We start from the raw sequence: 21887 nt of genomic DNA, 5'->3' as shown, positions 1-21887 counted from the left end.
CGGGCGACGCGTTACGGCGCAGCCTTGCGCACGGTCAACGTCGCACTCGCTTCGCCGCCGCTTTCCAGCTGCAGCCGCAACGGCAACGCCTGGCCTTCCTTCAACGCGCCCTTGCCCTGCATCAGCATCAGGTGCAGGCCGCCGGGCTTGAGCTCGGCACGCGCGCCCGGCGCCAGCGGCAGGCGTTCGATCGCGCGCATCCGGCTGACGCCATCGACATTCGTGGTCTCGTGCAGTGACACATCATCGAAGCTGCTGCTGGCTGCGCCAGTGATCGCCACCGCCTTGCTGCAGCCGTTGTGGATCACGCCGTAACCAGCGGTCATCGGCATCGCCGGATTCGGTGGCAACCGCGCCCAGCCCTGCTCCACCGTGACGCAGGCCGGTTCGGCCGCTGAAGCCGATGCTGCGGCCGCACACAGAACCCACAGTACGCCAACGAATGGTTTGGTTATCATCGCCCAGGTTCCTTCTTCGCAACGAGACCGCAGCATGACGACGCTCATCGAGGTGATCAACCACGGCCCCATCCGCGAGCTGCGCCTGGCGCGGCCGCCGGTCAACGCACTGGACACCGACCTGTGCCGGCAGTTGATCCACGCCATCGAGCTAGCCATGGCCGAAGACGCGCACGGCATCGTGCTGTCGGGCAGCGAGCGCATCTTCACCGGCGGCATGGACGTGCCGCACCTGCTCTCGCACGGCGATGACAAGCACAGGCTGCTGGACACCTGGAACGCCTTCTTCGGCGCGGTGCGCACGCTGGCCGAGAGCCGTATCCCGGTGGTGGCCGCGATCACCGGCCACGCGCCGGCCGGTGGCTGCGTGCTGGCGCTGTGCTGCGACTACCGGGTGATGGCGCGCAGCGCCGATCCGTCGCGGCCGTACGCCATCGGCCTGAACGAAGTGCAGGTCGGCCTGATCGCGCCGGAGGGCATCCAGCGCCTGCTGCGGCGTGCGGTGGGCGTGCACCGCGCCGGCGTGCTGCTCACCACCGGTTCGCTGGTGCCCGCCGAACAGGCGCTGCAGATCGGGCTGGTCGATGAGCTGGCCGAGGGTGACCTGGTGGTGGCACGTGCCGTGGCCTGGCTGCAGAACCTGCTCAAGCAGCCGCGCCAGCCGATGCTGCTGACCCGCGCCATCGCCCGCGCCGACCTGCACGAGGCGCTGCACCCGGACCTGATCCAGCTCGACCGCTTCGTCGAGGCCTGGTTCGCCCCGGATGCACAGAACGCGCTGCAGGCGCTGGTGGCGCGGCTGGGCAAGTAGCCGGCGCTACCGATGATGGGCTGGCCTGCACCGGTATAATCGGGGCCTCTTCACTGCTGTGGCCGCCCCCTTGAACGACATGCCCGAACCCGTCGTCTCCGAGCTGATCGACCTGCTCACGCTGGAGCGGCTGGAGGACAACCTGTTCCGCGGGCAGAGCCGCGACATCGGCACCAAGTACGTGTTCGGCGGGCAGGTGCTGGGCCAGGCGCTGGCCGCAGCGCAGGCCACGGTCGACAATGGCCGCCACGTGCACTCACTGCACGCCTATTTCCTGCGCGCTGGCAACATCGACCACCCGATCGTCTACGACGTGGACCGCACACGCGATGGCGGCAGCTTCTCGGTGCGACGGGTCACCGCGATCCAGCACGGCAAGGTGATCTTCTTCTGCGCGGCCTCTTTCCAGCAGGCCGAGACCGGCGCCGAGCACCAGCACAAGATGCCCGAGGTGCCGCAGCCGGAAGACATCGAACCGAACCGGCCGCTGCCGGCCGAGGTGCTGGAGCGACTGCCGATCAAGGTGCAGCGCTGGCTGTCGCGTGGCGGCCCGTTCGAGTTCCGCCACGTCTACCCGCGCGATGAACTGAACCCGCCCAAGCGCCCGCCCTACCACCAGGTGTGGCTGCGCCTGAGCGAACCGGTCGGCGATGCGCCCGAACTGCACCAGGCGCTGCTGGCCTACGCCTCCGACTTCCACCTGCTGGGCACGGCGACGTTCCCGCACGGCATCAGCTACTACCACCCGCACGTGCAGATGGCCTCGCTCGACCACGCGATCTGGTTCCACCGCCCGTTCCGTGCCGACGACTGGCTGCTGTATTCGCTGGACAGCCCCAGCGCGCAGGATTCGCGCGGCCTGGCCCGCGGCCAGTTCTTCACCCGCAACGGCGTGCTGGTGGCCAGCACCGCGCAGGAAGGCCTGATCCGCGTGGTTCCCGACCAGGCTGCCGCGGCCGCCGTGCCGGCCAAGGAGTAAAACCCATGCGCCAGATCTTCAGCAGCCAGCGCGTGGAAACCGTCGAAGGCGTGGCCGAGCTCCTGCGCGGGCATGGCATCGAGGTCAAGGTGACCAACGGGCGCTCCTACAAGACCCGTCGCCGCGGCCAGTTCAGCTATACCGACCTGGGCAACGCCAACGCCTATCCGGCGGTATGGATCGTGCGTGCCGACGACCAGCCGCGCGCGCGCGAAATCCTGCGCGAGGCGCGCCTGCTCGACACTACCCGCCGCGACCACCCCACCGCCGAATTCGCCTTCCGCGACACGGCGGAACCGGGCAGCGGCGGCCGCAGCTGGGCCTGGCGCATCCGCATCGCCCTGCTGGTGGTGATTGCTGGCGTGGCGTTGGTCATCGGCCTGCGCCATCGTGGTGCCCCGGCACCGGTCGCGCCGGCCCCTGCCCCGCAGGCCCAGCCGCAGCAGGCACAGCCGGCACCGCAGGCCGCGCCGGCAGAGGAAGAAGTGCGGGTCCGCATCCAGCCCTCCAAGTAAGAGGCGGTAGCGCCGGGCCATGCCCGGCGAGCGCAGCGGCCTGTCAGCAGGGCCGCGACTTCACCGTAACCCGTCAGGATTGGCCCCCCCTTGTTGTTCAAGGGGGCGCGCCAACGGCGCGGGGATGAGGTGGAATGCGCGGACTGAAGATGCATCAGCATCTGCGGTCACACTTCGCGCGCGGCTCCGTCATGGGACACAATCCCAGCAGGAGAGCTGCCGCCATGACGACGTTCGCCGCATCGATCGACCAGACCCTGGAACGCGAACTGCCCGCCGCCGCAAGCGGTTGCCAGCACGCCTACGGGCGCATCGTGCTGGCCTGCCAGAACACGGTCACCGCCATCGCGCTGGCCATTACCCGCGACCGCCAAGCCAGCGAGGACATCGCCCAGGAGGCCTTCGTCAAGGGCTGGCAGCAGCTGCACCAGCTGCGCAGTTCGACCAGCTTCCTGCCGTGGCTGCGGCAGATCACCCGCAACCTGGCCCGCGACTGGCTGCGCGCCCAGCGCGGGCGCCCGCTGACTGGCGAGGCGGCCGAGGTGGCGATGGGCATGGCCGCCGACCCCGCCCCGGGTGCTGCCGACCGCCTGCAGCGGGTGGAAGAGGAGATCGCCGCCGAGGAGATCATCTCTGCCCTGCCCGCAGACAGCCGCGAAGTGCTGCTGCTGTACTACCGCGAGGGCCAGCGCTCGCAACAGGTGGCCGACCTGCTCGGGCTCAGCGACGCTGCGGTGCGCAAGCGCCTGTCGCGCGCCCGCGCGCTGGTGCGCGACGGCCTGCTGCAGCGCTTCGGTGAGTTCGCGCGTAGCAGCGCACCCAGTGCCGCGTTCGCTACGGCGGTGGTTTCGATGGTACTGGTGGCCGCGCCCGGCACCGCCAGTGCCGCAATCCTGCTCGGCACCGGTGTCGGCATCGGTGGCAGCAAGCTCAGCCTCGGTGGCGCCAGTGCCGCCGGCGGTACCGCGATGGGCTCGCTGACCGCCGCACTGGGGCAACTGCACATGATGCCGGCTGAAAGCTGGGGAGCGGTCATCGGTGGCGTGGTCGGCGGCACGGTCGGCAGCTACTTCGGTGGACGCTTCCTGATGTCGTACACCCGCAGCGAGGCCGAGCGCGCCGACGTCCGCCGTTTCCTCTATCTCAACATCGGCACCTGCATGCTCTGGTGCCTGACGATCCTGATGGCAGTGCTGCTGCAGGCGCCGCTCTGGGCCGTCCTGCTGGTGCAGGTCGCGGGCCTGGCCGTAGTCAACTACCAGTGCCTGGTACCGCTGCAGCGGCTGATGGCGCCGATGATCGCGCGTGACTCGCTGCAGCGCGGGCTCACCGGAACCAACTGGAAGTACGAGGCCATGTACGGCCGCACCGGCATCATCGCCATGAACCTGATGGTCATCGCGCTTGTGCTGTATTCGCTGGTGCGGAGCGGCCGGCTGTAACGGACAACGCCGGCAATGCGCCGGCGTTGTCGTCAATCACTGCATTGAAACTCAGCGCTGCGGCTTCGGCGCGCTGCCATCACGCGGGCCACCGTGGCGCGGGCCGCCGTGCATCGGACCCTTGGCCGCGTCGAACTCGGCCTTGCTCAGCTGGCCGTCCTTGTTGGTGTCGGCGGCGGCAAACCAAGCATCACGATGCTGCTTCATGCGCAGCTCGCGATCGGCCTTGTCCAGGTAACCGTCCTTGTTGAGGTCGAGCTGGTCGAAGCGCGCAGCCAAGCGCGGATCGGCCTTGGCCTCGTCGCGGCTGATGCGGCCGTCATTGTTGACGTCCAGCTTGGCCCAGCGCTCACCGCCGTGGCCACGGCGGCCATGCTGCCAGCGCGGCAGCTCATCGCGCGAGAGCTTGCCGTCCTTGTTCTTGTCCAGCTCGTCGAACTTCGCGGCCAGGCGCGGATTGGCAGCCGCCTCGCTGCGGTCGATCACGCCGTCGCCATTGGTGTCCAGCTTGGCCGGGCGCTGCGCCGGCGTGGCCGGGGTGTCGGCGGCCAGCGCGATTCCGGAAGCGGAGGTGCCCAGCAGCAGGGCCAGCAGCAGGGGGGTACGGATCATGAGGTCACTCCTGGGGATGGGAACAGCGTCGGGGTGATCACTTCACCCTCGGGGGACAACAACGCCCGGGCGCGACCTCGGTTGACGCCACTGCCGATTCCATTCATCCGGCGGACAGTCGCCGCCACTGCGACAGGCTGGGGCTATGCTGTGCCCATGGCGATACATGGCGACAGAGACGACGAACTGCGACTTTTCCAGACCGGCGAGCACCCCTGCGGGTACTGGTCGGACCGGGTGGCACGCGACCTGGTGCTGGACCCGAACGACCGCCGCCTCGGTGCGCTCTATCCGCTGGCACTGAGCTGGGGCTTCCGCCGCAGCGGCGATCTGGTCTACCGGCCCCATTGCGCGCACTGCCAGGCCTGCGTGGCGGTGCGGATCCCGGTGGCGCGCTTCGCTCCGGACCGCAGCCAGCGCCGCTGCGCCGCCCGCAATGCCGACCTGGAGGTACGGATAACCGCCGCCACCGCCCGCGACGACCTGTTCGCGCTGTATCACCGCTACCTCACCCACCGCCACGCCAATGGCGGCATGGACGACCACGGCCCGCACGAATTCGAGCAGTTCCTGATCGGCAGCTGGTCGCACACTCGCTTCATGGAGATGCGCCTGCCCGGCCACGACGGCCAGCCCAGCCAGCTGCTGGGGGTGGCAGTGACCGACGTCACCGAGCATGGCCTGTCGGCGGTCTACACCTTCTTCGACCCGGACCACGCCGCACGCGGGCTGGGTACCTTCGCGATCCTGCAGCAGATCGAGTGGGCGCGCCGCGAGGGGCTGCCCCACGTGTACCTGGGCTACTGGATCCGCGCGCACCAGAAGATGGACTACAAGCGCCGCTTCCATCCGTTGGAAGCCTACGATGGCCGCCGCTGGCACGATTTCGACAATGATCTGGACGGGCGCTGACAAACCGCTGACACCGGGCCGGGTGCACAATACGGCCCATGAACATGACCCGCCGCCATCCCCTGATCCTCGCCCTGGCCCTGCTCTGCGGCGCCACCGCCCCCGCCTTCGCCACGTCCCCCGCGATGACCGAAAAGCCGTCCGCTGCGCTGCGCCTGGCGACCTACAACACGTCGCTGTACTCCGATGACGCCGGTGGCCTGATCAAGGAACTGGAAGGCGACAGCGAGCACGCACGCAAGATCGCCGCGGTGCTGCAGCAGGTGCGCCCGGATCTGGTGCTGCTGAACGAATTCGATTTCGACGACGCCCATCGCGCCGCCGACCTGTTCCAGAAGCGCTATCTGGAAGTCGCCCAGCCCGGTGGCGGCAAGCCGCTGCATTTCGCCTATCGCTACCTGGCCCCGGTCAACACCGGCGTGCCCAGCGGCCTGGACCTGGACAACAACGGCGTGGTCGGCGGCGAAGGCCGCAGCCGTGGCAATGACGCGTGGGGCTACGGCCTGCACCCCGGCCAGTACGGCATGCTGGTGCTGTCGCGCTACCCGATCGACGAAGCCAAGGTGCGCAGCTTCCAGCTGCTGAAGTGGAGCGCGATGCCCGGCGCGATCCGTCCGGTCGATCCGCGCACCGGCAAGAGCTTCTACAACGACCACGTGTGGTCGCAGCTGCGCCTGTCCTCGAAGTCGCATTGGGACGTGCCGGTGAAGACCCCGGGCGGCGTGGTCCACGCGCTGGTCTCGCACCCGACCCCGCCGGTGTTCGACGGCCCGGAAAAGCGCAACGCCGCGCGCAACCACGACGAACTGCGCCTGTGGCAGGAATACCTGTCCAAGGGCGACAAGTCGTGGCTGTGCGACGACAAGGGCCAGTGCGGCGGCCTGGCCCAGGACGCGCGCTTCGTGATCCTTGGCGACCTCAACAACGACCCGGTCGATGGCGATGGCCGCCATGAAGCAATCGTCGAGCTGATCGAGAACGCCCGCGTGCTGCGCTACCCCACCCCGCGCAGCGTCGGCGGCGAGCAGACCAGCCTGGCCTATGCGGCCAAGGGCATCGAGCGCAAGGGCGCACCGTTCCACGCCACCGGCGACTTCGGCCCGAAGTCCGGCACGATGCGCCTGGACTACGTGCTGCCCTCGACCGGTTTCGAATACGTGGGCAGCGGCATCTTCTGGCCGGCCAATGAAAGCCCGGAAGCGAAGATCGCCGACGGCAGCGACCACCACCTGGTGTGGGTGGACGTGAAATAACCCGGTAGCGCCGGGCCATGCCCGGCGGCCTTTCAAAAAGGGGACGGAGGGGATTAAGCCGTTTGTGCCACAAACGACTTAATCCCCTCCGTCCCCTTTTTGCTTTACGGACGCAGTTCGACGCCGATGGCGTCGGCGGCATCACGCGCGATGGCGCGTGCTTCGTCGATGGTTTCCGCGCGCGCCAGGGTCACGCCCACGCGGCGGTGGCCGTGCACGCTCGGCTTGCCGAACAGGCGCACGGCGGTGTCAGGCACCTGCAGTGCGGCGGCGACGTTGTTGAAGTACGGCACGCCCTCGCCGTGGGCCAACAGCGCGCACGATGCCGACGGGCCGCTCTGGCGGATCAGCGGGATCGGCAGGCCGAGGATGGCGCGCGCATGCAGCGCGAACTCACTCAGTTCCTGCGATACCAGCGTCACCAGGCCGGTGTCGTGCGGGCGCGGCGACACTTCGCTGAACCATACTTCGTCGCCCTTCACGAACAGCTCGACGCCGAACAGGCCCCAGCCACCGAGGTCGTCGGTAATCGCGCGCGAAATCTCTTCGGCACGCGCCAGTGCCGCGCTCGACATCGGTTGCGGCTGCCAGCTTTCGCGGTAGTCGCCATCCTTCTGCAGATGCCCGATCGGCGCACAGAACGAGGTGCCGCCGGCATGGCGCACGGTCAACAGGGTGATCTCGTAGTCGAAATCGATGAAACCTTCGACGATGCAGCGACCGGCCCCGGCACGGCCACCGGTCTGCGCGTACTCCCATGCCGGGGCGATGTCCGCCTCGCTGCGCAGGGTGCTCTGGCCCTTGCCCGAGGACGACATCACCGGTTTGACCACGCACGGCAGGCCAATGGCGGCCACCGCAGCACGGTACTCGGCCTCGGTATCGACGAAGCGGTACGGCGAGGTCGGCAGGTCCAGGGTTTCGGCGGCGAGGCGGCGAATGCCTTCGCGGTCCATGGTCAGGCGTGCAGCACGCGCGGTCGGGATCACCCGCAGGCCCTGCTCCTGTTCCAGCTGGACCAGGGTCTCGGTGTGGATGGCCTCGATCTCCGGCACCACCAGGTGCGGCTGCTCCTCGGCGATCAGAGCGCGCAGCGCCATCGCATCGAGCATGTCGATCACGTGCGAGCGGTGCGCGACCTGCATGGCCGGCGCATCGGCGTAGCGATCGGCGGCGATCACCTCCACGCCCAGCCGCTGCAGCTCGATGGCCACCTCCTTGCCGAGTTCGCCCGAGCCCAGCAGCAGCACGCGGGTGGCGGAGGGGGACAACGGAGTTCCAAGCTTGGCCATGGCGGTTCCAGCAGCAATGTGAAGGCGGATGGGCATTCTAGCTGGCCGCGCCCTCTGGCCATGCCATCCGACGAACGGTAGCCTGGAAGTGATATCACTTTGATATCTTCCGTTCGAACCCTCAAGGACGTACCGCCATGAAAGAGAAGTCGCTGTCTTCGCTCAACGGCCTCGGCACGCTGGCCGTCGCCCTGCTCGTCGCCCTCGCTGGCGCCGCCCTGTTCGTACTGGGTGTGGCCGCCAAGGCCAGCGTCGGCTCGCCCAACCTGCTGCTGATGCTGCTGGGGGCGTTGCTGGTAGTCCTGGGCGTGTTCACGCTGGCCGGCCTGTACACCATTCAGCCCAACCAGGCGGCGGTGCTGAGCCTGTTCGGCAAGTACGTGGGCACGGTGAAGGACAACGGCCTGCGCTGGAACAACCCTTTCTATGCCAAGCGCCGGGTCAGCCAGCGCGTGCGCAACTTCGAGAGCGGCAAGCTGAAGGTCAACGAGCTGGACGGCAGCCCGATCGAGATCGCCGCGGTGATTGTCTGGCAGGTGGTCGATGCCTCCGAGGCCGTCTACAACGTGGACGACTACGAGAGCTTCGTGCACATCCAGTCCGAATCGGCACTGCGGGCGATGGCCACCAGCTATCCCTACGACCAGCACGAGGATGGACAGCTGGCCCTGCGCAGCCACGCCAGCGAGATCTCCCAGCACCTGAAGAACGAGCTGGCCGAGCGCCTGGCCGATGCCGGTGTACAGGTGATCGACGCGCGCATCAGCCACCTGGCCTACGCCGCCGAAATCGCCCAGGCGATGCTGCAACGCCAGCAGGCCAACGCGGTGATCGCCGCGCGCACGCGTATCGTTGCTGGTGCGGTGGGCATGGTCGAGATGGCCTTGGCCGAACTGCAGAAGAACGGCGTGGTGCAGCTGGACGAGGAACGCAAGGCGCACATGGTCAGCAACCTGCTCACCGTGCTGTGCTCGGACCGCGGCACCCAGCCGATCGTCAATGCCGGCTCGCTGTATTGAGCCACACTCGCAACGGGGTGCCCCACCGCCCCGCCAGGAGCCCCCATGAGTGAGAAGAAAGCCTACCCGCTGCGCATCAATGCCGACGTCCTGGCTGCTGCGCAGCGCTGGGCTGATGACGAACTGCGCAGCCTCAACGCGCAGATCGAATACGTGCTGCGCGACGCCCTGCGCAAGGCGGGACGCCTGCCGAAACCCGCGCCATCGTCGGAGGACAAGGAATGAGCAAGCGTTGGAGCTACCAGACCATCGAGGTCAAGACGTCCATGATGGGCCTGCTCAAGGCCGAGGACATCCAGGCCGAACTCAGCCGCCAGGGCCAACTGGGCTGGGAACTGGTCAACATCATCATCCCGGCGCCGATGCGCCCGGCGATGCTGGTGTTCAAGAAGGAGGCCTGACGCATGGGCGGCAGCGACCCGAAGACGTTTGAAGTGGCCGAGAGCTCGCCGTTGCGCGTGCTCTGGATCGTGCTTCCGCTGCTGGCTGCCTTCGTGGCGTGCGTGTACGCACAGCTGTACAAGGCGCCGGCCAGTGCCCCTTGGATCGAAGTAGCGCTGTCGCCGCCCTGGTTCCGGATGGGTGGCAGTGCCGCCTGGAGTCTGCTGGTGATCGCGGTACTCGGCATCGGGTTGGGCGCAGCATTCTTCCGTCGCCGGGTGGAACTGGACGACAACGTGCTGGATGTGCGCTCGACGATGTACCGCCGCCGCGTCCCGGTGGCGCAGCTGCGGCTGGACCAGGCCGAGGTGGTCGACCTGCAGCGTGACCGCCGCTATGGCATCCGTGTCAAAACCAATGGCTATTCAGTGCCAGGCTTCTATTCCGGCCACTTCCGCCTGCACGGGGGCGGCAAGGGCTTCGCTCTGGTCACCGATCGTGCGCGTGTCCTCGCCCTGCCGGTCAGTGACGGCAGCACGCTGCTGCTCAGCGTGGACCGGCCGCAGGCGCTGCTCGATGCGCTGCACAAAGTGGCCGCGTCGGCGCCACGGCAGTAAGCTGCTGAGATGCAACGACGCGCCCCCCTGCTGATCAACACCGAGGCCATCGAGCTGTGGCCCGCGCACCTGCTGCGTGCACGCAGCAACCTGGATGCACGCCTGCTGTCGCAGGCACACTGGGTGCTGCGGCGCAAGCGCGATGGCCGCTACCTCGCGGCGGTACTGGCGCGCGGGGTTCACGCCATGGTGCCGCGCCTGGCACGCGAGCCAGGGGTGGAGGACGCATTGGCGCTGCTGGATGCAGCAGCGGCGCGTCCGTTCGGCGCCGTGCTGGAGGATCAGTGGTTGCCACTGGCAGACCTGCAGCAGCGCCTGCAGCAGCTTGGCCTGGATGCACAGCGCTATGCCGGCGACAGCGGGCTGCCGCTCGAACCCGAACCCTGCCTGCTGCACTTCGCCGGCCGCGACCGCTTCGCCCGCCCGTTGTGGCTGCACCGTGCCGCCGCGCAGGGCTGGCGGCGGATGCGACTGCACGCGGCACAGGATGGAATTGCGCTGGACGCCATCTCCGGCTTCCGCAGCCATGCCTACCAGTTGGGCATCTTCGAGCGGAAGCTGGCGCGCGGCTTGAGCGTGGCAGAGATCCTGAAGGTCAATGCCGCCCCGGGTTTCAGCGAACACCACAGCGGCTACGCGCTGGACATCGGCACACCTGGCGATGCGCCGGCCGAAGAATCGTTCGAAGCCACCGAAGCGTTCGCCTGGCTGCAGGTGCATGCCGGCGGGCATGGCTTCCATCTGAGTTACCCACGCGACAACCCGCACGGCATCGTCTACGAACCCTGGCACTGGTGCTGGAGACCGGCCAACGGCTGAGCCCCTCGTGGCGAAAGCCTGGAGCGGTCAGCGCATGGCCGCGGGATGGAACAAGACAGCAAAGACAAAAGCCGGTCGCTTCGCTCGAAGCCTCTACAACGGATCAGCGCGCGGCTGTTGGGTCCGCCTTCAAGCGAGCCGAGCACCGCAGGTCCGGCGAGGGCGAAGAGGTGCTTGCGATTCTGTAGAGCCGAGCCATGCTCGGCTGCTCTCCGCACCGCCCCTCGACGGGCCGAGGAGCGCAGGGACCGGTGCGCAGCACCGGCTCGTGGCCGGCGGCGCGTTTCTTTTGGTTACTTTTCTTTTCGCGCGAAAAGAAAAGTAACGCCCATGAACGGTGCAGATCGCATCTGCATGGATCGAAGCGACAACGTCGACTCAGTTACCGCCTCAACGCATTGATCGCCAGCAACACCCATCCGGCCATCATGCTGGTGCCACCGATCGGTGCCATCCGTGTCGGCCACTGCCACAGCGCACCACCCACCAGGCTGCCGGAAAACAACAGCACACCCAGCAGCAGCACGTACAGCGCAAGGTGCGCGATCGCTCCCTGCGCGCGCGGCCCCAGCGCCACCAGCACCGCACCGTGCGCGAACGCATACAGCGCCGCCATGTTCAGATGCTGCTGCGCCAGCGGATCAGCCACGCCATGCGATGCATAGGCGGACAGGCCGATCGAGGCGGCGGCCAGCAGCGCACCCAGGCAGGCCAGCAGCGAAGGCTTACGTGCGCGACGTTCGAGATTGAACATGTGGGCTCCTTGCGCAGCGCCCTTGCCGGGCGCCAGATGAAAAAAAACGCGCCGCAATGAGCGGCGCGTTTTCGTGTCCAACACTACATGGGTCAGCCGAAGCTTACTTGACGGCCCAGTAGATGTCGTAGGTACCTTCCGGGGTGAACGACTTGTCGATGCCGTCCTTCCAGGTTTCGTACGGACGGTCGATCACTTCGTTGCCGGAAGTCACGGCCCAGGCACGCAGACCGTTGCGGGCCACGTCCAGACCCGCCATGTGGCCGGTGTAGGCGGCATGCGCCGAACGGTGCGGAGCCACATGCACGTACTTGACCGGGGCGCCACCGTCGATCTTGACGGTCAGCTCTTCAGCGGTGGCACCTTCAGCACCCTTCTTCTTCACCGGCTGGGCGATGTCGAAGGCGTACTTTTCCTGACCGAAGTCGGTGGTGATGATGCGGAACGGACCGGCGGCTTCAAGGCCATTGGCCTCCATCACGCGCTTGATCCACTCCTGGTTGTCCTTGATGGACTTGGTGATCGTGTCCTGACCACGGTCCACGTTACCGGCGTTGACGACCAGCAGGTCTTCAGCCGGCACGTCGACGATGCCCAGATCGGTCAGCGGGGCTTCCGGGGTGCGGTAGTCCACGTTCGGGACGGTGGCCAGCATGTTGGCCATGCGCGACAGGCCCATCTTGATGTCGTCGCCGATCTGGCGGCTGACATACAGGCCTGCATAACGGCCGAACAGGTCAAAGCCGTACTTCACCGAGTAGTCCTGGGTGATCTTGACGTTGCGGCCACCCTTGCCGGTCGGCTCCAGCGTGAAGGTGGTGATCTTGTCGTGACCCTTGGTGGCGTCATCGATGGCGATCGCAACACGCTTGTTCTCTTCGGCTTCGGTGATCTTCCAGGAACCGGTGCCCAAGTCCTTGGAGGTGAAGTCGAGAGTGGCACCGACGCCGGAGGCCGGGCCGGACAGCTTCAGTTCAACGGCGGGATCGCGCAGTACCAGCGGGTTCCAGTCCTTGAAGCGGCGCAGGCTGCTGACCGTGTCGTACACGATCGTCATCTTGCGGTTGGTCTCGATGCTTTCGGTGATGTGACGCTCGCCCGGCAGACATACGCCAATGATGACGAACAGGCCAGCCACGATCCCCAAGGCGATCAGGAACTCGATAATACGGGTCATTCAGAGAGTCTCCGGGGCCGATCCCACGGCCGGGTTGATTGAAGCGAAGCGCCAATCCTAGCAGGCTTCGCGGGCATTGTTTATCGGGATTGGCGCACCGGTTTCCCTGCCGGCTGCGTATTTGTATGGACAAAGAATTCGAAGCGTACCGCATACCGATACCCGTGAAGTAGGGGGCAACCCCACCCGAGGGCCATGCCTGGGCCTCAAGTCATTGTCCTGAAAAGGTTTTCCTCAGACCAGCTGAAGCTCGAACGCCTTCAGTACGGCACGCGTACGGTCGCGCACGCCCAGCTTGGACAGGATGTTGGACACGTGGTTCTTGATGGTGCCTTCGGCCACACCCAGCGAATTGGCGATCTCCTTGTTGGAGAAGCCACTGGCCATCAGGCGCAGGATCTCGGTCTCGCGGTCGGTCAACGGGTCCGGCCGGTCCAGGCTGACGAACTCGTTGCGCATGTGCTCCAGGCCGGACAGCAGGCGCTGGGTCACGGCCGGCTGCACCAGCGAACCGCCTTCGGCCACGGTGCGGATGGCACCGACCAGCTGCGCCAGGGTCACGTCCTTGAGCAGGTAGCCCTTGGCACCGGCCTTGAGCCCGGCCAGCACCAGCTGGTCGTCGTCGAAGGTGGTGAGGATGATGGTCGGCGGCAGCTGCTCCTGGCGCGACAGCACCTGCAGCGCCTCCAGCCCGGACATCACCGGCATGCGCATGTCCATCAGCACCACGTCGGGACGCACCTGCGGTATCAGCTCCACCGCCTGGCGGCCGTCGCCGGCCTCGGCCACCACCTCGATGCCGTCGTCGAGCGCCAGCAGGGAGCGGATTCCCTGCCGCACCAGGGTTTGGTCGTCGACCAGGCAGACGCGAATCATCAACGCACTCCTTCAGGAACCTTGGTAAGGGCGGCCACCAGCACCGTTGCCGGTACCGTCGCCCGCAGCCGGAAGCCTTCACCGGGCCGGGTCTCGACCTGCAGCTGGCCACCACATTGTTGCAGTCGCTCGCGCATGCCGCGCAAGCCATTGCCCACATTGACCGTATCCGCGCCGACGCCGTCGTCGCGGGCCTCCACCACCACCTGGTCGGGGGCTTCACGGTACACCTTGATCCACAGGTGGCGGGCACCGGCATGGCGCACCGCATTGGTGATGATCTCCTGGGTACACCGCAGCAGCACGTGGGCCCGCTGCGGGTCCTCCACGTTCAGTGGATCCTCGATGTCCAGCTGGATGTCCAGCGAGGGCACGTTCTCGGTCAGCGGGCGCAGCGCCGCGGCCAGATCGATGGCACCGGTCTCGCGCAGCTGGCTGACCACCTCGCGCACGTTGCCCAGCAGCAGCTTGGCCAGGGCATGCGAGCGCTTCACGTGGTCCAGCGCCTGGCCTTCGGCCAGGTGGCCTGCCACCTCCAGGTTCAGGGTCAGCGCGGTCAGCTGATGCCCCAGAAGGTCATGCAGCTCCCGCGAAATACGGGTGCGCTCGTTGACGCGGGCACTCTCGGCCAGGAGGGCACGGGTGGCGCGCAGCTCTGAATTGAGCCTGCGCTGTTCGTCGCGGGCCTCGGTCTGCTGTCTCGCAACAAGGCTGGTCACGAAGATGAACATGGAAAAGCCGCCATACAGCAACGACTGCATCACCGCTTCGAACAGCGGGAAGCGCAGCAGCAGGTAATAGACCGGCGCCACCGCCAGCTGGCTGACCAGCAGCCACAGCACGCACAGGCGTACCGAAAGCATCCACGGAATGACGCCGGCAGCCACCATCATCAGGATGCTGCCAAGGCCCGAGCCGCTGAGGAAACTGACGCCCAGCGCCGAGACCGTCAGCAGCAGCAGCAGGCCGCGGTCCAGCCAGCTGGTGTGGCTGCCGCTGTCGCTGCGCAGCAGGCGGGTCAGCCAATAGTACGCCGCGCCGAAGGACAGGTAGGCGACAAACAGCAGGATCGCCCAGCCGCCCATATCGCTGCGGCTGTGCAGGTTCTCGAACTGCGAATACGCCAATGGAAGGCCGACCATGACCCAGGTGAACAGGCCGGCCAGACGGAGAACGCGGGTATGGCTGAGGACTCCCAACATGCCAGCACTCTACGGGCCCGGCCTGCGTCGCGCACTCCCACGGAAGTCATGCATCCGCGCCCCCCTGTTCATGCCGCAGCCCACCCCGGGCATGCAATAATCGTGCGCAGGGTCCCCTGACGGACCAACCGCGTTACCCCACGGAGTCACAATGTCGATTGTCATCCGCGACGTGCGCGAGCACGAGCTCGATTCCGTCCTGGCTTTGAACAACAACGCTGGCCTGGCCATCCTTCCCCTGGATGCGGCCCGCCTGCGCCTGTTCTATGAAACCGCTGAGTATTTCCGCGTCGCCGAGCGCGACGGCAACCTTGCCGGCTTCCTGATCGGCTTCGGCAGCGACAGCCAGCACGACAGCAGCAACTTTGCCTGGTTCAAGCAGCAGCTGGACGCCCCGTTCTTCTATATCGACCGCATCGTGGTTGCCAGCCGCCGTCGTGGCGGTGGCGTCGGCCGTGCGTTCTATGCCGATGCGCAGAGCTTCGCCGAGCTGCGCTACCCGCAGATGACCTGCGAGGTCTTCCTCGACCATGGCGCCGATGCCGCCCTGCTCTTCCACGGCAGCTTCGGCTTCCGCGAGCTGGGCCAGAACACCATGCCGCAGGTCGATGTGCGCGCCAGCATGCTGGCCAAGGAACTGTGCAGCTACCCGTGGGTGAAGGAGACCTACGGCGGCAAGCTGCCGGATGTGGCATGGACACGTGCCCGGCAGCTGCCGGCGCAGGCACAGCGGCCGACGGGGACCTGAGCGTGGCGGTGAATTTCGATTACGAACAGGCCGGTGAACTGAAGATCGGCCAGGTGGGCATCGCCAACCTGCGCATCCGTACGCTTGACGTCGAACGCCTCGTGCAGGAAATGCGCGAACGCGTTACCCGGGCGCCGAAGCTGTTCGGCCGCGCCGCGGTGATCCTCGACTTCGGCGGCCTGAGCCAGGTACCGGACGTGGCCACGGCGCAAGCGCTGGTCGATGGCCTGCGCAGCGCCGGCGTGCTGCCGGTGGCACTGGCCTATGGCACCAGCGCGGTCGACCTGCTCTCGCAGCAGCTCGGACTGCCGCTGCTGGCCAAGTTCCGCGCCCAGTACGAGCGAGCCGAGGCCGAGCCGCCCCCGCCCCCGCCCGCTCCGGAACCACGCCGCGCAGCGCGCGCCGAACCGAAGCCGACGCCGGCCACGCCGACAGCCAGGGTTGCCGGCGCTGCGGCACCGCAGCCGGGCCGCATGCAGCTGGGCAACGTACGCTCGGGCCAGCAGCTGTACGCTGAAAACTGCGACCTCACCGTGATGGCTACCGTCGGCGCCGGCGCCGAAGTCATCGCCGACGGCAGCATCCATATCTACGGCACCCTGCGCGGCCGCGCGCTGGCAGGGGCGCAGGGCAACACCGCGGCACGCATCTTCTGCCGTGATTTCCATGCGGAACTGGTGGCCATTGCAGGCCACTACAAGGTACTGGACGATGTCCCGGACAACCTGCGCGGCAAGGCCGTGCAGGTATGGCTGGAACAGGACCAGGTCAAGATCGCTGCGCTGGACTGACGCAGCTCCAAACTAATGCAGAACCAGGAGAAGTCCTTTGGCTGAAATCATCGTAGTCACCTCCGGCAAGGGCGGCGTGGGCAAGACCACTTCCAGCGCGAGCCTGGCCTGTGGCCTGGCGAGGCGCGGCAAGAAGGTGGCGGTGATCGACTTCGACGTCGGCCTGCGCAACCTCGACCTGATCATGGGCTGCGAACGCCGCGTGGTGTACGACTTCGTCAACGTCGTGCACGGCGAAGCCACCCTCAAACAGGCCCTGATCAAGGACAAGCGCTTCGACAACCTGTACGTGCTGGCCGCCTCGCAGACCCGCGACAAGGACGCACTGACCCAGGAAGGCGTGGGCAAGGTTCTGAAGGACCTGGCCGCCGACGGCTTCGACTACATCATCTGCGACTCGCCGGCGGGTATCGAAAAGGGTGCCTTCCTGGCGATGTACTTCGCCGACCGCGCCGTGGTGGTGGTGAACCCGGAAGTGTCCTCCGTGCGCGACTCCGACCGCATCATCGGGCTGCTGGATTCGAAGACCCACAAGGCCGAATCCGGGCAGAACGTGCCCGCGTTCCTGCTGCTGACCCGCTATACCCCGCTGCGCGTGGAAACCGGCGAGATGCTCAGCATTGCCGACGTCGAGGAAGTACTGGGGCTGAAGGCGATCGGCGTGATCCCCGAGTCGGGTGACGTGCTCAATGCCTCCAACAAGGGCGAGCCGGTCATCCTGGATGTCGAATCCGCAGCCGGCCAGGCCTATGAGGACGCCGTTGCGCGCATCCTTGGCGAGGAGCGGCCGATGCGCTTCACCACCGTGGAGAAGAAGGGCTTCTTCAGCAAGCTGTTCGGAGGGTAAGCATGGGCCTGTTCGATTTCCTCAAAGCGAAGAAGACCACCGCCGAAACCGCAAAGAACCGCCTGCAGATCATCATCGCGCAGGAACGCAGCCACCGCGGTGGCCCGGACTACCTGCCCCTGCTGCAGCGCGAGTTGCTGGAAGTGATCAAGAAGTACGTGAACATCGACGTCGATGCGGTGAAGGTCGACCTGGTGAAGGATGGCCAGCACGACGTGCTGGACATCTCCGTGGCGCTGCCTGAAGGCCCGGACAAACCCTGATCCCCCGCCCCGCCCGTGCCTGCATGGGCGGGGCCGCGTGACCTGCATGACCGATACGACAACCACCGTGGGCATCACCTGCGTGGGCGACATCGCCTTCGCCGACGCGCAGCGCCTGCTCGCCGCGCATGGCCTGCGGCTGCACCACGTGGCGCCCGGCGAACCGATTCCCGGCAGCTACTGGGGCGAGCCAGAGGCCGGCATCATCGCCAGCAACGTGTACGTGCGCGACGACACGCCCGTGCATTCGATGCTGCACGAAGCCTGCCACCTGATCGTGCTGCCGCCGGAGCGGCGTGCGCAGGTGCATACCGACGCCACCGACTCGGTGGCCGAGGAAGATGCCACCTGCTACCTGCAGATCGTGCTGGCCGGGCAGCTGCCGGGTGTTGGCAGCGCGCGGTTGATGGCCGACATGGACGCCTGGGGGTACACGTATCGGCTGGGGTCTACACAGGCATGGTTCGAACAGGACGCCGAAGACGCGAAGGCGTGGTTGATCGAACGCGGGTTGCCGGTGGCGTAACGCTCGGTAGTGCCGGCCGCTGGCCGGCAACCAGGTGATGCTTCACGGGTTCATGAGGTTGCCGGCCAGCGGCCGGCACCACCCCATCAGCCCTGCCCGGCCAGCGCGCGCAGGGTAATACCGACGATGTAGGCCAGGTAGGTGCCGGTGGCATAGCCCATCGTGCCCAGCAGCACGCCCACCGGCGCCAGCGCCGGATGGAACGCGGCGGCCACCACCGGCGCCGAGGCCGGGCCACCGATGTTCGACTGCGAACCGATGGCAAAATAGAAGAACGGCACCTTCAGCAGCTTGCCCAGGCACCACAGCAGCACGATGTGCACGGCGATCCAGATCAGGCCGAGCAGGAACAGCCACGGGCGGTCCAGCAACGCCAGCAGATCCATCTGCATGCCGATGCAGGCGATTAGGAAGTACAGCAGCAACGAACCCAGACGCGAGGCACCCGCGCCTTCCAGGTTGCGTGCGCGGGTGAAACTCAGGCTCAGGCCCAGCGTGGTCGACAGCACCACCACCCACACGAACGGTGCGTCCAGGCTGAACTGCGCGGCCCAGCTGACATTTGCCTTGAACCACGCCGCCAAGGGCGCACCGATCGCGTGTGCCAGTCCGACGCCACCGAAGGCCACGGCCACGATCAGCATCAGATCGGTGAGGCTGGGAATGCGCTCATGCTCGGCCTGGAAGCGCGCGATGCGCTCCTTCAGTTCATCGATGGCCGAGGTATCGGCGCCACTGCGTGCATCGATCTTCGCCGCACGACCGGCGAGGAAGATCAGCGCCGCCATCCACACATAGCCGACACCCACGTCGACCACGGCGAACTGGCCGAATGTGGTCGCGTTGACGTCGAACACTTCGCGCATCGCCAGCATGTTGGCGCCACCACCGATCCAGCTGCCGGCCAACGCAGCCATGCCGGCCCAGGTGTCACCGGCCACGGTTTCCGGATGCACGGCGCGCATCAGCAGGAAGGCCACGACCGCCCCGAGCATGATGCTGGCCGATGCCCCCAGGTACATCAGCACCAGCTTCGGGCCCAGCCGCAGGATGCCCTTGATGTCCACCGCCAGGGTCAGCAGGATCAGCGCCGCCGGCAGCAGGATGTCGCGTGCGATCGGGTTGTAGAGCCGGGTGTTCTGCCCGTCGATCAGGCCGACGGTGTTGTAGATGCCGGGAATCAGGTAGCACAGCAGCAGCGCCGGCACGAAGGTGTAGAAGCGTTTCCACAGGCCCTGCTCACGCGAGGCGGTCCAGAAAACGGCGCCGAGCGTGGCGGCGATCAAACCGAAGACGACGATGTCGTTCTGGATCAGGGCAGTCGAAGGCATGCAGGCGCTCTTGTAGAGCCGGCCGCTGGCCGGCTGCTGTTGGCGGCAGATAAGGTGTGCCGACCAACGGTCGGCACCCACCGGTAAAGCAGATGGGTTGCGGCGCCGCCCTCCGGGGCGGCGCTTCTGTTTCACCATCAGTTGCCGATGTGCTGCTTCAGCCAGGCATTGACGGTGTCGTGCCACAGGATGCTGTTGTTCGGCTTGAGCACCCAGTGGTTTTCATCCGGGAAGTACAGGAACTTCGATTCGATGCCCTGGCGCTGGGCGGCGGTGAACGCGGCCAGGCCCTGCTCGACCGGGATGCGGAAGTCCTGCTGGCCGTGGATGACCAGGATCGGCTTCTTCCAGTCCGCCACGTGGTTGACCGGGTTGAACTTCTCGTAGTTCGCGGCCTTCTGGTACGGCGTGCCGCCCTGCTCCCACTCGGTGAACCACAGTTCTTCGGTGGCGTAGCCCATCATGCGCTGGTCGAACACGCCGTCGTGGTTGACCAGGCACTTGAACGGGCTGTTCCAGTTGCCGGCGATCCAGTTGACCATGAAGCCGCCGTAGCTGGCGCCCAGCGCACAGGCCTTGTCACCGTTGAGGAAGGAATACTTCTTCAGCGCCGCATCCCAGCCCTTCTGCAGGTCTTCCAGCGGGCGGTCGCCCCAGTGCTGGCTGATCGCATCGGTGAACGCCTGGCCGTAGCCGGTGGAGCCGTGGAAGTCGATCATCACCACCGCGTAGCCCTGGCCCGCATAGGTCTGCGGATTCCAGCGGTAGCTCCAGCCATTGCCGAAGCTGCCCTGCGGGCCGCCATGGATCAGGAACGCCACCGGGTAGGACTTGCCTTCCTGATAGTTGTGCGGCTTGACCACGTAGCCATGCACGGTGTCGTTGTTCCAGCCCTTGAACTCGAACTGTTCGTAGTCGCCGAAGGACACGTCCTTGAGTACGTCGCCAGCAGCCGGGGTCAGCGCGCGCAGTTCGCCGATCGGCTGGCCTGCGGCCGGCAGCAGTCCGACCAGCACCTGGTCGTTGCTCTTCAGGCTGTTGCGGGTGATCGCCACGCTGTTGCCGGCCACATCGACCGAGGTCACGCTGCCGTCGCCAACCAGCTTGGTGGCCTTGCCGCTGGCCACGTCGATCTGGAACAGCGGATGCTCGCCGAGGTCGTCGGCGGTGGTGTAGATGCTGGCGCCGTCGGCGGACAGGGTGATGCCGCCCGCCGAACGGTCCCACTGCGGCGCGATCTCGCGGGTCTTGCCGCTGGCCAGGTCCATCGCCATCAGGCCGAAGCGGTCGGCCTCGAAGCCCGGGCGCTTCATCGCACGATAGAACAGCGTCTTGCCGTCGGCGCTGAACACCGGGCCGGCATCCCAGGCCGGGTTGGAGGCGGTCAGGTTGACCGGCGCCTGCTTGCCCGCGGCGTCGAAGCGGTACAGATCGAAGTTGGTCGACCACGGTTCCTGCTTGCCGGCCACACGGATGCTGGCCACTACGCTGGCGCCATCCGGCGACCACGCGAAGTCATCATTGCCGCCGAACGGCTTGGACGGCGCATCACCATCGATGGTCGCGCTCAGTGCCGAGGCGCCCTTGACTGCACCGGCCTTGGCCGCAGGCAGCGGAGCGACGAACAGGGTGTTGCGGCGGCCGTCGTTCCAGGTGTCCCAGTGGCGCACGAACAGCGAATCCCATACCTGGCCGCTGGCCTTGGCGTCCTTCTTTTCCTTCAGCTTCTTCTCGGTGCAGGCCAGGTCCGAGGCGCAGGCCTGGAACACGCCGGCGCTGAACAACACGCGGTCGTCCTGCGGCGACACGTGGTAGCTGTCCACGTCGACCGGGAAGTCGGTCAGCTGGCGCGGAGTACCGCCGTTGATAGGCTGCGCGTACAGCTGCTGGCTGCCGTTTTTGGCGCTCAGGAAATACACCGTCTGGCCATCGGCCGACAGCGAGGCGGAATTGACGTTCCAGCCGGCCGGGGTGATCTGCTTCGGCGGCGCTGCGTCGCGGGTGCGCAGGTTGCGCGCGAACAGCGCGGTGGACGCCTTCAGGTTGGCGTCCACGCTGCGCTTGGCGAACACCACGGTGCCACCGTCTGCGGTCAGCACCGGCGCGGAAACGCGGTCCATCGCCACCATGTCGCGGACTTCCAGGCCACGGGCAGCGGCAACACTGGGCAGGGCGGCCAGCAGGCTCAGTGGCAGCAGGGCATGACGCAGTTTCATCGGGGTCTCCGCAGGACGGCAAAAAACCGATGGTAGGCCCGCATGG

The 21887-nt window shown here is 66.8% G+C and carries 25 protein-coding genes; 16 read left to right on the top strand and 9 right to left on the bottom strand.

Going from position 1 to position 21887, the window contains the following annotated elements; translation table 11 throughout:
- Window positions 1-11 precede the first annotated feature (11 nt).
- A complete protein-coding gene (locus tag AC5P8C_RS09640) occupies window positions 12-458 on the bottom strand; it encodes a copper chaperone PCu(A)C (protein ID WP_019659299.1) in 447 nt (148 codons plus the stop codon).
- A gap of 34 nt (window positions 459-492) precedes the next feature.
- Between AC5P8C_RS09640 and AC5P8C_RS09635 the strand changes: the two genes are divergently transcribed.
- The 4 genes from AC5P8C_RS09635 to AC5P8C_RS09620 all read left to right on the top strand — a co-directional run bounded on the left by AC5P8C_RS09635 (window position 493) and on the right by AC5P8C_RS09620 (window position 4205).
- A complete protein-coding gene (locus AC5P8C_RS09635; protein WP_019659300.1) occupies window positions 493-1269 on the top strand; it encodes an enoyl-CoA hydratase/isomerase family protein in 777 nt (258 codons plus the stop codon).
- A gap of 79 nt (window positions 1270-1348) precedes the next feature.
- Window positions 1349-2248 (top strand): acyl-CoA thioesterase II, encoded by a 900-nt coding sequence (gene tesB, locus AC5P8C_RS09630; RefSeq protein ID WP_032953622.1) that lies wholly within the window; start codon window positions 1349-1351, stop codon window positions 2246-2248.
- Between the two features lie 5 nt (window positions 2249-2253).
- Window positions 2254-2763, top strand: coding sequence for a pathogenicity-like protein (locus tag AC5P8C_RS09625; protein WP_019659302.1), 510 nt, complete (start codon window positions 2254-2256; stop codon window positions 2761-2763).
- Window positions 2764-2987: 224 nt separating this feature from the next.
- On the top strand, window positions 2988-4205 hold the full coding sequence (locus tag AC5P8C_RS09620) for an RNA polymerase sigma factor (RefSeq protein WP_019659303.1): 1218 nt from the start codon (window positions 2988-2990) through the stop codon (window positions 4203-4205).
- Window positions 4206-4256: 51 nt separating this feature from the next.
- On the opposite strand, the gene AC5P8C_RS09615 is transcribed toward AC5P8C_RS09620, so the two are convergent.
- Window positions 4257-4817 carry an EF-hand domain-containing protein gene (locus AC5P8C_RS09615; RefSeq protein ID WP_019659304.1) on the bottom strand — a complete coding sequence of 187 codons (561 nt, stop codon included), beginning with the start codon at window positions 4815-4817 and terminating at the stop codon, window positions 4257-4259.
- A 156-nt stretch (window positions 4818-4973) separates the two neighbouring features.
- Between AC5P8C_RS09615 and AC5P8C_RS09610 the strand changes: the two genes are divergently transcribed.
- On the top strand, window positions 4974-5729 hold the full coding sequence (locus tag AC5P8C_RS09610; RefSeq protein WP_233653103.1) for an arginyltransferase: 756 nt from the start codon (window positions 4974-4976) through the stop codon (window positions 5727-5729).
- 38 nt (window positions 5730-5767) lie between these two features.
- A complete protein-coding gene (locus tag AC5P8C_RS09605; protein WP_180876105.1) occupies window positions 5768-6982 on the top strand; it encodes an endonuclease/exonuclease/phosphatase family protein in 1215 nt (404 codons plus the stop codon).
- A 104-nt stretch (window positions 6983-7086) separates the two neighbouring features.
- Here AC5P8C_RS09605 and purT read toward each other — a convergent pair whose 3' ends face one another.
- Window positions 7087-8274 (bottom strand): formate-dependent phosphoribosylglycinamide formyltransferase, encoded by a 1188-nt coding sequence (purT, locus tag AC5P8C_RS09600; protein WP_495218648.1) that lies wholly within the window; start codon window positions 8272-8274, stop codon window positions 7087-7089.
- 137 nt (window positions 8275-8411) lie between these two features.
- On the opposite strand from purT, the gene AC5P8C_RS09595 reads away from it, so the two are divergent.
- Genes AC5P8C_RS09595 through AC5P8C_RS09575 form a run of 5 tightly spaced genes read left to right on the top strand, consistent with a single transcriptional unit; the run spans window position 8412 to window position 11110 of the window.
- Window positions 8412-9293 (top strand): SPFH domain-containing protein, encoded by an 882-nt coding sequence (locus AC5P8C_RS09595; RefSeq protein WP_021203112.1) that lies wholly within the window; start codon window positions 8412-8414, stop codon window positions 9291-9293.
- Window positions 9294-9338: 45 nt separating this feature from the next.
- Window positions 9339-9518: a type II toxin-antitoxin system antitoxin gene (locus tag AC5P8C_RS09590; protein WP_019659309.1), complete on the top strand. Its 180-nt coding sequence runs from the start codon at window positions 9339-9341 to the stop codon at window positions 9516-9518.
- Window positions 9515-9694, top strand: coding sequence for a DUF4177 domain-containing protein (locus AC5P8C_RS09585; RefSeq protein ID WP_019659310.1), 180 nt, complete (start codon window positions 9515-9517; stop codon window positions 9692-9694). Before AC5P8C_RS09590 ends, AC5P8C_RS09585 begins: the two co-directional genes overlap by 4 nt.
- A 3-nt stretch (window positions 9695-9697) precedes the next feature.
- A complete protein-coding gene (locus AC5P8C_RS09580) occupies window positions 9698-10291 on the top strand; it encodes a PH domain-containing protein (RefSeq protein WP_019659311.1) in 594 nt (197 codons plus the stop codon).
- 9 nt (window positions 10292-10300) lie between these two features.
- Window positions 10301-11110 carry a M15 family metallopeptidase gene (locus AC5P8C_RS09575; RefSeq protein WP_019659312.1) on the top strand — a complete coding sequence of 270 codons (810 nt, stop codon included), beginning with the start codon at window positions 10301-10303 and terminating at the stop codon, window positions 11108-11110.
- 382 nt (window positions 11111-11492) lie between these two features.
- Here the strand turns inward: AC5P8C_RS09575 and AC5P8C_RS09570 are convergent, their stop codons facing one another.
- From AC5P8C_RS09570 to AC5P8C_RS09555, 4 genes are all read right to left on the bottom strand, one after another.
- Window positions 11493-11864, bottom strand: a complete 372-nt coding sequence (locus tag AC5P8C_RS09570; RefSeq protein WP_019659313.1) for a DUF423 domain-containing protein — start codon at window positions 11862-11864, stop codon at window positions 11493-11495.
- 103 nt (window positions 11865-11967) lie between these two features.
- Window positions 11968-13041 carry a polyketide cyclase gene (locus tag AC5P8C_RS09565; RefSeq protein WP_021203110.1) on the bottom strand — a complete coding sequence of 358 codons (1074 nt, stop codon included), beginning with the start codon at window positions 13039-13041 and terminating at the stop codon, window positions 11968-11970.
- 234 nt (window positions 13042-13275) lie between these two features.
- On the bottom strand, window positions 13276-13917 hold the full coding sequence (locus AC5P8C_RS09560) for a response regulator (protein WP_005408537.1): 642 nt from the start codon (window positions 13915-13917) through the stop codon (window positions 13276-13278).
- Window positions 13917-15119 carry a sensor histidine kinase gene (locus AC5P8C_RS09555; protein WP_019659315.1) on the bottom strand — a complete coding sequence of 401 codons (1203 nt, stop codon included), beginning with the start codon at window positions 15117-15119 and terminating at the stop codon, window positions 13917-13919. The genes AC5P8C_RS09560 and AC5P8C_RS09555 overlap by 1 nt, the downstream gene beginning before the upstream one ends.
- A 151-nt stretch (window positions 15120-15270) precedes the next feature.
- Here AC5P8C_RS09555 and AC5P8C_RS09550 point away from each other — a divergent pair, with 151 nt between their 5' ends.
- The 5 genes from AC5P8C_RS09550 to AC5P8C_RS09530 are packed head-to-tail and all read left to right on the top strand — an operon-like array spanning window position 15271 to window position 18294.
- Complete coding sequence (locus tag AC5P8C_RS09550) at window positions 15271-15867, top strand: GNAT family N-acetyltransferase (RefSeq protein WP_019659316.1); 597 nt, start codon at window positions 15271-15273, stop codon at window positions 15865-15867.
- Window positions 15813-16658: a septum site-determining protein MinC gene (gene minC, locus AC5P8C_RS09545; RefSeq protein ID WP_495218647.1), complete on the top strand. Its 846-nt coding sequence runs from the start codon at window positions 15813-15815 to the stop codon at window positions 16656-16658. Before AC5P8C_RS09550 ends, minC begins: the two co-directional genes overlap by 55 nt.
- 37 nt (window positions 16659-16695) lie before the next feature.
- Window positions 16696-17505 (top strand): septum site-determining protein MinD, encoded by an 810-nt coding sequence (gene minD / locus AC5P8C_RS09540; protein WP_019659318.1) that lies wholly within the window; start codon window positions 16696-16698, stop codon window positions 17503-17505.
- 2 nt (window positions 17506-17507) lie between these two features.
- Window positions 17508-17768, top strand: a complete 261-nt coding sequence (minE, locus tag AC5P8C_RS09535) for a cell division topological specificity factor MinE (RefSeq protein ID WP_005408532.1) — start codon at window positions 17508-17510, stop codon at window positions 17766-17768.
- A gap of 46 nt (window positions 17769-17814) precedes the next feature.
- The gene (locus AC5P8C_RS09530; protein WP_019659319.1) at window positions 17815-18294 is read left to right on the top strand and encodes a hypothetical protein; all 480 of its coding nucleotides are present in this window, start codon (window positions 17815-17817) and stop codon (window positions 18292-18294) included.
- Between the two features lie 86 nt (window positions 18295-18380).
- Here the strand turns inward: AC5P8C_RS09530 and AC5P8C_RS09525 are convergent, their stop codons facing one another.
- Both AC5P8C_RS09525 and AC5P8C_RS09520 read right to left on the bottom strand, forming a co-directional pair.
- Window positions 18381-19625 (bottom strand): DUF819 family protein, encoded by a 1245-nt coding sequence (locus tag AC5P8C_RS09525; RefSeq protein WP_019659320.1) that lies wholly within the window; start codon window positions 19623-19625, stop codon window positions 18381-18383.
- 137 nt (window positions 19626-19762) lie between these two features.
- Window positions 19763-21841: an alpha/beta hydrolase family protein gene (locus AC5P8C_RS09520; protein ID WP_019659321.1), complete on the bottom strand. Its 2079-nt coding sequence runs from the start codon at window positions 21839-21841 to the stop codon at window positions 19763-19765.
- Window positions 21842-21887: the final 46 nt, after the last annotated feature.

The sequence above is a fragment of the Stenotrophomonas sp. YJH_SMC_46 genome (genome assembly GCF_059370315.1).
The sequence above is the reverse complement of the archived record's forward strand: the minus strand, read 5'-3'. Positions and strand labels throughout refer to the sequence as shown.